We start from the raw sequence: 12,136 nt of genomic DNA on the forward strand, positions 1-12,136 counted from the left end.
CGGTCCGGACCGGGCGGCAGGAGCCCGGAGACCGGACGATCCTCCATCGAACGAGAGTGGCGCGGGTGGACGACAAGGACATGGGCACCGACCTCAAGTCGGTGCTCATCACCAAGGAAGAGATCGACGCGAAGCTGGCCGAGCTGGCCGCGAAGATCGACGCGGAGTACGCGGGCAAGGACCTGCTCATCGTCGGTGTCCTCAAGGGCGCCGTGATGGTGATGGCGGACCTGGCGCGCGCGCTGTCCAACCCCGTCACCATGGACTGGATGGCCGTGTCCTCCTACGGCGCGGGCACCCAGTCCTCCGGCGTGGTCCGGATCCTGAAGGACCTCGACACCGACATCAAGGGCAAGCACGTCCTGATCGTCGAGGACATCATCGACTCCGGTCTGACGCTCTCGTGGCTGCTGTCGAACCTCGGCTCCCGCGAGCCGGCGTCGCTCAACGTCGTCACCCTGCTGCGCAAGCCGGAGGCGGCCAAGGTCGCCATCGACGTGAAGTGGGTCGGTTTCGACATCCCGAACGAGTTCGTCGTGGGGTTACGGTCCTCGACTTCGCGGAGAAGTACCGCAACCTGCCCTTCGTGGGCACCCTCGCGCCGCACGTCTACGGCGGCTGATTCACCCCTGGCCTGGGGGGACGGTCCCTGCACCGGGCCCCGGCGGCCGCCGGGAACCCTTCGCGGTTTTCCGCCGTTGGAGGAGGGGAAGACGGATTTGTTGACCGTCTGCGGCGTCGTCGGGTGACAATGCTGGGGTACCGTCCGAAGGTCAGTCTTTTCAAGCGGTTCTGAGTCAAGTACTGCAGGGTCGAGTACTGCAAGGCCGAGCAGAACACCGTACGCACAGGCACCCCCGTCCGGGGGCACCGTGCCTCACTGTGGCAGGAGGGACGGGGCGCTCGCGCCCCGTATGGATGGACGTGAAGCGCTACTTCCGTGGGCCGGTCATGTGGATCGTGCTGGCCGTCCTCGCCGTGGTCGTGTTGATGCAGGTCGTCGGCTCGTCCGGCGGCTACAAGTCGGTGGACACCAGTCAGGTCGTCGCGGCGATCCGTGACCACAAGGTGAAGTCGGCCGAGCTGACGACGGGCGACGAGAACAAGATCAAGATCGAGCTCAAGCCCGGCGAGAAGGTCAAGGGCAGCAGCAAGGTCCAGGCGAACTACATCGGCGACCAGGGCGTGCAGCTCTCCAAGATGCTGCAGGACGAGGTCGACCAGAAGAACAAGGACGTCCTGCCCGAGGGCTACAACGTCGCGACGTCCAAGCAGAACCCCTTCATCGGGGTGCTCCTCTCCCTGCTGCCGTTCGTGCTCATCGTCGTGGTCTTCCTGTTCCTGATGAACCAGATGCAGGGCGGCGGCTCCCGGGTGATGAACTTCGGGAAGTCCAAGGCCAAGCTGATCACCAAGGACACCCCGAAGACCACCTTCGCCGACGTGGCCGGTTCGGACGAGGCCGTCGAGGAGCTCCACGAGATCAAGGAGTTCCTCCAGGAGCCGGCGAAGTTCCAGGCCGTGGGCGCCAAGATCCCCAAGGGTGTGCTGCTCTACGGCCCGCCCGGCACCGGCAAGACGCTGCTCGCGCGCGCCGTCGCGGGCGAGGCGGGCGTCCCGTTCTACTCGATCTCCGGCTCCGACTTCGTCGAGATGTTCGTCGGTGTGGGTGCCTCCCGGGTCCGTGACCTGTTCGAGCAGGCCAAGGCCAACGCCCCGGCCATCGTCTTCGTCGACGAGATCGACGCCGTCGGCCGGCACCGCGGCGCGGGCCTCGGCGGCGGTCACGACGAGCGCGAGCAGACGCTGAACCAGCTGCTCGTCGAGATGGACGGCTTCGACGTCAAGGGCGGCGTCATCCTGATCGCGGCCACCAACCGGCCCGACATCCTCGACCCCGCGCTGCTGCGCCCGGGCCGCTTCGACCGGCAGATCGCCGTCGACCGCCCGGACATGCAGGGCCGTCTGGAGATCCTCAAGGTCCACCAGAAGGGCAAGCCGGTCGCCCCGGACGTCGACCTCGCGGCCGTCGCCCGCCGGACCCCCGGCTTCACCGGTGCCGATCTGTCGAACGTGCTGAACGAGGCCGCCCTGCTGACGGCCCGCAGCGACCGGAAGCTGATCGACAACCACATGCTGGACGAGGCGATCGACCGCGTCGTGGCCGGACCGCAGAAGCGGACCCGGATCATGTCGGACAAGGAAAAGAAGATCACCGCGTACCACGAGGGCGGTCACGCCCTGGTCGCGGCGGCCTCCCCGAACTCCGACCCGGTCCACAAGATCACGATCCTGTCCCGCGGCCGCGCGCTCGGTTACACCATGGTCCTGCCGGACGAGGACAAGTACTCGACCACGCGCAACGAGATGCTCGACCAGCTCGCCTACATGCTGGGCGGCCGGGCGGCCGAGGAGCTCGTCTTCCACGACCCGACCACGGGCGCCGCGAACGACATCGAGAAGGCCACCGCCACGGCCCGCGCGATGGTCACCCAGTACGGCATGACCGAGCGCCTCGGCGCGATCAAGTTCGGCTCCGACAACTCCGAGCCCTTCCTGGGCCGCGAGATGTCGCACCAGCGCGACTACTCGGAAGAGGTCGCCGCGCTGGTCGACGAAGAGGTCAAGAAGCTGATCGAGACCGCGCACAACGAGGCGTGGGAGATCCTCGTCGAGAACCGCGACATCCTCGACAACCTGGTGCTGGCGCTCCTCGAGAAGGAGACGCTGAACAAGGAGGAGATCGCCGAGATCTTCAAGCACGTCGTGAAGCGCCCGGCCCGCCCGGCCTGGACCGGCTCCTCGCGTCGTACGCCCTCGAGCCGCCCGCCGGTGCTCTCCCCCAAGGAGCTCGCCCCCAGCAACGGCGTCGGCGCCGTGGACTCGGTGGAGCTCCCGGAGGACATCCGCCCCGAGTAGGAGGCGGTCACGAGGCCCGGAATGGATGCCGCGTCACCCAGGTTCTAGCCTGGGGGGCGCGGCATCGCGCATGTGTACGCGCGTCCGGCCGTGGCACAGCGCGTACGCACGAGAGAACGAGGGCAACTCCATGATCGATCCGGTCACCCTGGACGGCGAGCGTTCCATCGGGGAATTCGACGAGAAGCGGGCCGTCAACGCCGTTCGCGAACTGCTGATCGCGGTCGGCGAGGACCCGGACCGGGAGGGCCTGCGCGAGACGCCGGCGCGGGTGGCCCGCGCGTACAAGGAGATATTCGCCGGTCTGTGGCAGGAGCCGGAGGACGTGCTGACCACGACCTTCGACCTGGGCCACGACGAGATGGTGCTGGTCCGCGACATCGAGGTCTACAGCACCTGTGAGCACCACCTGGTGCCGTTCCACGGCGTGGCGCACATCGGCTACATCCCGGCCACCAGCGGGAAGATCACCGGACTGTCGAAGCTGGCCCGGCTCGTGGACGTCTACGCCCGCCGGCCGCAGGTCCAGGAGCGGCTCACCACGCAGATCGCGGACTCCATGTCGGAGATCCTGGAGGCCCGGGGCGTGGTCGTGGTGATCGAGTGCGAGCACATGTGCATGTCCATGCGCGGGATCCGCAAGCCCGGGGCGAAGACGATCACTTCCGCGGTGCGGGGCCAGCTGCGTGACCCCGCGTCGCGCGCGGAGGCGATGAGCCTGATCATGTCCGGCCGCTGAGGCGGGCGGACGCGGGAGGTCAGGCGCTGAGGCGGCCGCCGATCCACTGGAGGGTGCCGGGGATCTCACGGCGCCAGGTGTTGAAGTTGTGGCCGCCGCTCTCCAGGATCATCGAGGAGACGCGGGTGGGGTGCTTGGCGGCGAGCTCCACGAACTTCATCGTGTCCTTGTAGTTGTGCTCGCCCTGCTTGCTGCTGGTGACCAGCATCGAGATCTCGGGCAGCGGCTTGTGCTTCAGCCGCCAGATCAGGTCGTTCTCCTGCTCCAGCTTCTTGCTGCCGCCGAAGAGGGAACCGGTCGTCGGGTCCTGCGGGGCCTTGTAGTAGCCGGAGAGGGCGGCCACCGCGCCGTACGCGTCGGGGTGGCGCATGCCGAGCTTGAGCGCGCAGTAGCCGCCGGTCGAGTCGCCGATCATGCCCCAGTTCTTGGCCTTGGTGCCGATCCGGTACTGCTGCGAGAGCGCCTTGCGGAGGTCCTTGACGAAGAAGGTCTCGGTCTGGGGGCCGCCGGGTATGTCCATGCACTCCGTGTCCCGGGGCGGGGCGACGGTCGGCCGCATCATCACCAGGATGGTGGGCTGCATCTTCTTCTCTTTGGCCAGCTTGTGCGCGGTCTGCGGGTAGTGCAGGCCCTTGATCAGCGCCTCGGCGGTGCCCGGGTAGCCGGTCAGGACGACGGAGGCCGGAAAGGCGCGCTTGGCGTACTCCGGCTGGAAGTACTCCGGCGGCAGATAGACGAAGGCCGGGCTGGCGATCTTCGACTCGGGGCCCTGGATGTTGACCTTCTCGATCTGGCCCGCCACCCGCGGCACCGAGGCGCGCGGCACGTTCACCTGCTGGACCCCGACGACCTGGACCTGCTTCTGCCCCGCGCTGTGGTCGACGACGACGCCCTGGTCCTGCTCCTGGCCGAAGAGGTCGGCCCAGGAGGCGTAGAAGCCGAACGAGTAGTTCGCGTAGAGACCGATGGCCGCGAACAGGGACAGCTGGGTGACGATCAGCATGCCGATCCGGCCCAGAATGGAGCCCACGCCCTTCCTGCCGAGGCGCGGCCAGAGCCAGACGGTCAGTGCGAAGAGCACTACCGCGAGCACGGCGGCCAGCAGGAGAACTGTCTTGCTGGTGAGACCCATGAGGTGCTTTCTGCCGAGCGACCCGGCGCCCGGATCGCGGAATGGTTACTTCTTTCCGGGCCCGGCCCCGGCGGAACCTCAGCCCCGAAACCGTCGTCCTACAGGGCGCACATTGTCCGGAGCGGTACGGCCAGATGCCGTATGCCCACTCGACATGGACGACGGGAAGAGATGTCTGTCAGGGAAGATGGCAAAAAGTCCGATGGGGTTCCTTCGGGTTCGAAGTGGCTGTCGGTGTTTGCACGTATGGCCAAGGGCCCGCGGCCGGAGCGTGTTCCGGCCGTAGTCGGCACGGTGGCCGCGGTCATCGGACTGATGGACATCGCGGCCGGGGTCTTTCCCCGGTTCCGCTTCAGCCGCATCCACACGCTCGCCGAGGTGCTGCCCGGCGCCGTGACCCAGCTGGCCGCCGCGGCGTCGATCGTCGTCGGCATCCTCCTTCTCATGCTGGCCCACGGCCTCAAGCGCGCCAAGTCGATCGCCTGGTGGGCCGCGGTGATCGTGCTGCCCGTCGGTGCCGCCGCCCACCTCATCTACCGGCACTCGATCGCCGGCGCGGTGTTCTCGCTGCTCCTCTTCGCCTACCTGGTGCGCCACCGCAACGCCTTCACCGCGCTGCCGGACCCGCGCAGCCGCTGGAAGGCGCTGGGCAACTTCATCGTGATGAGCTGCGCCAGCCTCGGCCTCGGCTGGGTGATCGTCGGCTCCCACCCGGACCAGATGATCGGCGACCCGCCGGTCCTGGAGCAGATCGAGCACGTGATCTGGGGCCTCTTCGGCTTCGAGGGCTCCATCCGCTACACCGGCGGCGTCGACTACGTCGTCGGCTACTCGCTGGGCGCCCTCGGCCTGCTGACCCTGGCCACCACGGCGTTCCTGGCCTTCCGGCCCGAGTACCCCGCCGCCGTCCTCACCGAGGAGGACGAGGACCGGCTGCGCGAGCTGCTCGCCAAGCACGGCGAGCGCGACTCGCTGGGCCACTTCGCGCTGCGCCGCGACAAGAGCGTCGTCTTCTCGCCCTCCGGCAAGGCCGCCGTCTCCTACCGCGTCGTCTCCGGCGTCATGCTCGCCAGCGGTGACCCCATCGGTGACGTCGAGGCCTGGCCGGGCGCCATCGAGAAGTTCATGGAGCTGGCCAAGCGCCACTCCTGGACCCCCGCGGTCAACGGCTGCAGCGAGACCGGCGGCGAGGTCTGGACCCGCGAGACCGGGCTGGACGCCCTGGAGATGGGCGACGAGGCCATCGTCGAGGTCGCCGACTTCAGCCTGAGCGGCCGTTCCATGCGCAACGTCCGCCAGATGGTCAAGCGCATCGAGCGCAACGGCTACACCACCAAGGTGCGCCGCGTCGGCGACCTCTCCCCCGAGGAGCTGGCGGTCGTCCAGAAGGCGGCCAACGCCTGGCGCGACACCGAGGACGAGCGCGGCTTCTCCATGGCCCTGGGCCGGATCGGCGACCCCAAGGACCTGGACGCGATCATCGCCACCGCCCACAAGGACCCGGAGGAGGGCGAGGACGCCCCCTTCGGCGACCTCAAGGCCATGCAGCACTACGTGCCCTGGGGCAAGGACGGCAGCTCCCTGGAGCTGATGCGCCGCGACCGCAGCGCCGACCCGGGCATGAACGAGCTGCTGATCGTCGCCTTCCTCCAGGCCGCGCCCGACCTGAAGGTCAAGCGCATGTCGCTGAACTTCGCCTTCTTCCGCTCCGCCCTGGAGCGCGGCGGCAAGCTGGGCGCCGGCCCGGTGGTCCGCATCCAGCGCGCGGTGCTGATCTTCCTCTCGCGCTGGTTCCAGATCGAGTCGCTCTACAAGTTCAACGAGAAGTTCCGCCCCCGCTGGGAGCCGCGCTTCATCGTCTTCCCGAACAGCCGGGACCTGCCGCGCATCGGCTTCGCGATGATGCAGGCCGAGGGCTTCCTGGAGCTGCCGCGGCTGCTGCGCCGCCGCCCGGCTCCGCCGAAGCCCAGCGGCATGGAGAACGACCTGGTCGAGCAGGCCGAGGTCACGCGCGCCGCATGATCTGCCGTACGCAGGCCCCCGTCGGACTCGGTCCGGCGGGGGCCTGTCGCGTGTCACGGCCTAGGCTGGTCGGCATGAGGAGCTTGCACGGCCGTATCGGTCCCGTCGGACTGCCGGAGTGGGACCGCTGCGCGGTGATGGGCGTGGTCAACGTCACGCCGGATTCGTTCTCGGACGGGGGGTCGCTGGTTCGGCACGGCCGTGGCCGTCAAGCGTGGTCTGCGACCTCGTCGCCGGGGGTGCCGACCTGGTGGACGTGGGCGGCGAGTCCACCCGGCCGGGAGCGCTGAGCGGGTCGACGAGGCCGAGGAGCGACGCCGGGTGATACCGGTGGTCCGCGAGCTGGCCGGGGAGGGCGTGGTGGTGTCGGTGGACACCATGCGCGCCTCGGTCGCGGAGGCGGGCCGTCGAGGCCGGCGCGGGCCTGGTCAACGACGTCAGCGGCGGGCTCGCCGACCCGGCCATGATCCCGGTGGTGGCCCAGGCCCGGGTGCCGTTCGTGGTGATGCACTGGCGCGGTTTCAGCGAGGACATGAACAGCCGGCGCGGTCTACTCGGACGTCACCGGCGAGGTCGTCGACGAGCTGGGCGAGGCGACGGGTGGACGCGGTGGTCGCGGGCGGTGTCGAGCCCGACCGGCTCGTCGTGGCACCCCGGCCTGGGCCTTCGCGAAGAACGCGCCCAGCACGACCTGGAGCTGGTCGCGCGGCTCGGTCGGCTCCGGTCCGAACTGGGGCTGCCGCTGCTGGTGGCGGCCTCCCGCAAGCGCTTCCTGGGCCGGGTGCTCGCCCACGAGGACGGGGGCCCCGCCGCCGGCCCGCGAGCGGGACGCGGCCACGGCCGCCGTCACGGCGCTCGGCGGCGCGCGCGAGGGCGCGTGGGCGGTGCGCGTGCACGAGGTGGCGGCGCGCGAGCGCGCGGACGCGGTCCGCGTGGTGCGCGCCGTCGAGCGGCCACCGCCGGTGAGGAGGCGGTGGTGAGCGGGGCGGTCCTCCCCCCGAGGGACGACCCCCAGGACGGCCGAGCTGGTCGAGCGGGCCAACACGGCGCTCTACGAGGCGGTGGAGCGGCGGCGACACGGAGGCCATGAGCGCGGCTGTGGTCTGGACGACCCCGGTACCGAGGTCTCGTGCGTACACCCGGGCTGGCCGGTGCTCCGCGCGCCTGGAACGAGGTGCTCCGTTCGTATGCGCTGATCATGGCGAGCACCGACTACATCCAGTTCTTCCTGACCGACGTCGAGGTGTCGTGGCCGGTGACACCGCCCTGGTGACCTGCACCGAGAACATCCTCAGCAGCGCCCCGGCGGAGGCCGAGGGCGAGCTGGGGCCGCTGGTCGGCCAGCTCGTCGTGGCGACCAACACCTTCCGCCGGGTGGGCTCGGAGTGGAAGGTGTGGTCGCACCACGGCTCGCCCGTGCTGGCCGGCCGGGAGGACGAGGAGTACGAGCGCGAGAGGGCCCGGAGGCCTGGACGGGGGTCCGGGACGCCACGGCGTGACGGTTTCGTGGCCACTTCGTTCGAGCCGCTCGCGGGGGCGGGTATGGGTGCACGTACACCGGTCGGACGGCCCCGGGCGGGGCCGGCGGCACCGGTGGCCGGTCGCCCGGCGGATCACCGGCACGGGCACCCGCGGACGGGCTCTGTCGGTGCCCGCAGGTAGATTCGACGTTGGGCATCCCGGTCGAAGGCCGGGGGCGGAGTTCGTTCCTCCGCCGCCGCCCCGGCGTGGGCGGTGCCCCATCGACGACCAGCAGGAGTGATTCGTGTGGGACCGTGTCGCGCTGCGCCGGCCTGAAGGCTCGTGGGCACCACACGGGGTGTTCCACCGAGAACGCGAGGAGGGCCAGACCTTCATCGTGGACCTCGTGCTGAGCCTGGACACCCGGCCCGCCGCGGCCTCCGACCGACCTCACGAAGACCGTGCACTACGGCGTGGTGGGCCGAGGAGGTCGTGGCCGTCGATGGAGGGCGAGCCGGTCGACCTCATCGAGACCCTGCCGAGCGGATCGCCCAGCAGTGCCTCAAGCACGGACGCCCGTCCGGGGAGGTCGAGGTCGTCGTCGTGCACAAGCCGGACGCCCCGATCACCGTCCCCTTCGACGACGTGACCGTCACCATCACCCGGAGCCGAGTATGAGCAGCACAGCGACCCGACCGTGCAGCCGGTGCCCCTCCTCCGTGACGGAGCAGGTGGACGCCGCCGATGTGACGCTGGAGCAATCCGCAGTGGGCCGTGCTGTCCCTCGGCAGGCACCCTGGGCAAACCGCCTGGAGACGCTCCAGGGTGGCCGTCGACGCCCTGGAGGACACCCCGGGCGTGCGGGGTCAAGGCGGTCTCCCCGGTCTACGAGACGGACCCCTGGGGCGTGGAGCCGGGTTCCCAGCCCCGCGTACTTCAACGCGGTGGTGCTGGTGAAGACCACGCTGCCGCCGGCCTCGCTGCTGGAGCGCGGCCATGCGATCGAGGAGGCGTTCGAGCGGGTGCGCGACGAGCGCTGGGGCCCGCGGACGATCGACGTCGTAGACATCGTCACACTACCAGGACGTGGTCTCCGACGACCCGCGGCTCACCCTGCCGCACCCGCGCGCGCACGAGCGTGCCTTCGTGCTGGTTCCGTGGTACGACGTGGATCCGGAGGCAGTTGTTCCGGGACGTGGTCCGGTCGCCGAGCTGCTGGCCGGACTCGACCGGGCCGGCGTGCGGTCCGGACGGACCTGGAACTCCGGCTGCCCGAATAGGCGTTGGGACGGCAGGACGACGGGAAGACGGACAGGATCACGGGATGACGACGCGATGACGATGAGGGGCGACGGCTCGGTGAAGCAACTTCGGATCGGGGTGCTGCTCGGGCTGTGTCGCCCGCCCGCGCCGGCGTGCTCTCGTGGGCCGGTGCCCGACTGGGAACGCCTTCGGCACGCTGCCGAGCGTCCCCGTGGCCGCGCCGATCGTCCTCGCCGTCATCGCCGTCGTGCTCTTCGCGACCGCGATCTCGAGTCCGGCCCGGCTGCGGGCCCAGCGCGACCGCGGCCCCCGGCGCGAAGGGCGTCGACCCGCTGCCTCGCGGCCCGCGCGGTGGTCTTCGGCCAGGCGAGCGCCCCTGGTGGCGGCCCTCGTCTCCGGCGCGTACGGCGGCGTGGGCGTTCTTCCTGCTGCTCGACGGCGTGGAGTCGGACGCGCGGCGGGAGCAGGCGATCTACGCGGCGGGCGTCTGGGTGCTGGGCGGGGGCGTGTGTGTGGTCGCGGCGGCGTTCTTCATGGAGCGGGTGTGCAAGTTGCCGGAGGACGAGGACGAGGGGACGACGCCGCCCACGGGGTCGGCGGGCGTAGGGGTTTTCTCCCCGCCCCGCCCTAATCCCGTTTGCGCAGGGGCTGCGCCCCTGCGCGACCCCGTTGGCGACGCGGTGCGCGCCGGACACGCGCTCCGCGCGGTGGGCGGGGCTTCGCCCCTGCACACCACCGGGGGCCTTCGCACCCTGGGGCCCCCGGCCGGTATCGCTCCTCCCCACGTCGGCGTCGCTCCTGTGGCCGAACGGGGTTTCGCCGCTGGGCCTGCCCGGGCCTCCGAAAGTGCCCTCGGGTGCTGTCCTCGGATCACCGGCAACATCACCCCACGCACGGGCTCAATCAGCCCGTCCGGCGTTTGAGGACAACGCGCGGAGCGCGGTTGTGGGGTCCGGGCGGGGCACCGGGCAGGGGGCCAGGGGCGCATCCCCCGGTGGAGCGAAGGGGACGCCAGCCCCTGCGGGAAACGGTGAAAGGGCGGGCCGGGGCGGGCCTCAGTGGGCGGGCACCGTCCCCGTAGCGTCCACGTCCGCGCGGTCCGAACCTGCGCGTCCGCCGCCGATCGAGCGGCGCAGCGCTCGTGCAGGCTCGCCGGGGTCAGGACGCCGAGAAATGGTCCGCCCGCTCCCCGTCCAGCACGGCGATCCACCCCGCGTCGTGCTGCAGCATCGTGCCTGAACGCCTGCTTCAGCGGCGCCCCGAGCGGAAGCCACGCGTCCATGCGCCGGGCCGGTCGCGGACCGTGCCCGACGCGCCCGCGCGGGCGACGACCGCGTCCGCCGCGACCCAGCCGTGCAGCCGGTCCGCGTCGTCGAGGACGACCGCCCCGCCCGCACACTTCGCCCCGTCCAGTGTGGCCAGGCCGCTCCAAGCACGACGGGGACCCAGAGCGGGTCGTCCAGGTGGCCACGACGGGCCGGCGAGCTCCTCGGTTCGCTCCGCTCGATCGGGGTGACCACCGGACAGCCGCTTCAGACCGCGGACGGCGCCGACGAAGTCGGCGGACGTACGGCCCTGTCGGCCGGCCCCTTCCCCCTCCCCGTGCCCAGCACCGCCGTCCGGCGCGTCGTCGAACTGCTCGATGCGCCCGTGCCCGTTAGCCGCGACCGGTCTCCCGAGCCGGACCGCCTCCTCGATGGTCGTGAGCCGTGACGAAGAGCACCACGTCCTGCGCACCTCGGGGAATGGCGGAGCCGCAGGAACTCGTTTCTGCACGGTGCGCGCGGAACCACCGGGTCCCACGGCGCGAAAAACGGGTTCGTCCATCAGGAGCACCGGCGGGTCGGCGGGCGACTCGGCGGCCCGGCGACCGGACCACGACGCGCTGGCTGCTGCCAGCCGGAGAGCTGGTCTGGGGTAGCACCGGGTCGCCGTCGGGACGGACGGCTCGAGCCCCGACCAGCCTCAGCAGAATCCCGCGGACCCACGGGCCCGGGCCTTCTTGCGCGGCCAGCCGAGCAGGTGCGGGTCCCGGTCGCGGTGTTGTCGAGCACGCCAGGTCCGGTGCGGGAACGAGCCCGACCCTGCTGGATCACATAGCCGATGCGGCGGCGAAGGGGCGACAGGTCGTCAGCGCCCGGATGGTCCTCGCCGTCAGCAGTGATCCGGCCCCGCTCGTCGGTCTACCCTCGACGGCCGGTCATTGACATCTTCCTGTTGCGTTGTATCTGCCGCCAAGCCCCGAGGGCCCGACGTACCGGTGACGATCTGCCTATCGGCCACTCGAAGGACAGATCGTCCACCGCGTCGTGCCGTCGCGCCCAGCGTTTGGTCACGTGCTCGAACGATCACGTCGGTCCATTGCTGCGGTCCCCCCCCGGGTGACAGGTGTGTGTCGCCCACGGGCGATCGTCAGTGGCCAGGGGTTAGGGTCGCTGGTAACCGTCGGTGGTGAAGGACTCAGGGGAGGTGAGCGCAGATGGCGGGTAGCCCCCCCCTGTGGCAACTGCCTGATCCGCAACGACTGGATCTGCGCGGAGTACGTGCAAGCCACCCGGGGGTCAGAAGCTGACGGACGCGACGACTCCAAGCACGCCGGC

The 12,136-nt window shown here is 70.5% G+C and carries 6 protein-coding genes and 5 pseudogenes; 9 read left to right on the plus strand and 2 right to left on the minus strand.

Translation table 11 applies throughout. From position 1 onward, the window contains the following. Positions 1-80: 80 nt before the first annotated feature. The 3 genes and pseudogenes from hpt to folE all read left to right on the plus strand — a co-directional run bounded on the left by hpt (position 81) and on the right by folE (position 3,658). Positions 81-622 (plus strand): annotated as a pseudogene (hpt, locus tag ABD794_RS12230) (hypoxanthine phosphoribosyltransferase). 296 nt (positions 623-918) lie between these two features. Further along, positions 919-2,919 (plus strand): ATP-dependent zinc metalloprotease FtsH, encoded by a 2,001-nt coding sequence (gene ftsH / locus ABD794_RS12235; protein ID WP_344963062.1) that lies wholly within the window; start codon positions 919-921, stop codon positions 2,917-2,919. 130 nt (positions 2,920-3,049) lie between these two features. Then, complete coding sequence (gene folE, locus ABD794_RS12240) at positions 3,050-3,658, plus strand: GTP cyclohydrolase I FolE (RefSeq protein ID WP_344963064.1); 609 nt, start codon at positions 3,050-3,052, stop codon at positions 3,656-3,658. Positions 3,659-3,677: 19 nt separating this feature from the next. Here folE and ABD794_RS12245 read toward each other — a convergent pair whose 3' ends face one another. Then, entirely contained in the window at positions 3,678-4,790 is a 1,113-nt protein-coding gene (locus ABD794_RS12245; RefSeq protein WP_344963066.1) for an alpha/beta hydrolase, read from the minus strand. 171 nt (positions 4,791-4,961) lie between these two features. On the opposite strand from ABD794_RS12245, the gene ABD794_RS12250 reads away from it, so the two are divergent. The 6 genes and pseudogenes from ABD794_RS12250 to ABD794_RS12275 all read left to right on the plus strand — a co-directional run. Continuing rightward, positions 4,962-6,812 (plus strand): phosphatidylglycerol lysyltransferase domain-containing protein, encoded by a 1,851-nt coding sequence (locus ABD794_RS12250; protein WP_344963068.1) that lies wholly within the window; start codon positions 4,962-4,964, stop codon positions 6,810-6,812. Positions 6,813-7,236: 424 nt separating this feature from the next. Beyond that, complete coding sequence (locus tag ABD794_RS12255) at positions 7,237-7,902, plus strand: dihydropteroate synthase (protein WP_344963075.1); 666 nt, start codon at positions 7,237-7,239, stop codon at positions 7,900-7,902. Continuing rightward, positions 7,838-8,255: pseudogene (locus ABD794_RS12260) on the plus strand (nuclear transport factor 2 family protein); the annotation flags it as partial. The gene ABD794_RS12255 and the pseudogene ABD794_RS12260, both read left to right, overlap by 65 nt. 322 nt (positions 8,256-8,577) lie before the next feature. After that, positions 8,578-8,951, plus strand: a pseudogene (gene folB / locus ABD794_RS12265) (dihydroneopterin aldolase). A 19-nt stretch (positions 8,952-8,970) separates the two neighbouring features. After that, a pseudogene (gene folK, locus ABD794_RS12270) lies at positions 8,971-9,553 on the plus strand (2-amino-4-hydroxy-6-hydroxymethyldihydropteridine diphosphokinase). A gap of 79 nt (positions 9,554-9,632) precedes the next feature. Then, a pseudogene (locus ABD794_RS12275) lies at positions 9,633-10,126 on the plus strand (DUF3180 domain-containing protein); the annotation flags it as partial. A 658-nt stretch (positions 10,127-10,784) separates the two neighbouring features. Here the strand turns inward: ABD794_RS12275 and ABD794_RS12280 are convergent. Further along, the gene (locus tag ABD794_RS12280; RefSeq protein ID WP_344963070.1) at positions 10,785-11,363 is read right to left on the minus strand and encodes a hypothetical protein; all 579 of its coding nucleotides are present in this window, start codon (positions 11,361-11,363) and stop codon (positions 10,785-10,787) included. Positions 11,364-12,136 lie beyond the last annotated feature (773 nt).

Source organism: Streptomyces thioluteus (assembly GCF_039535865.1).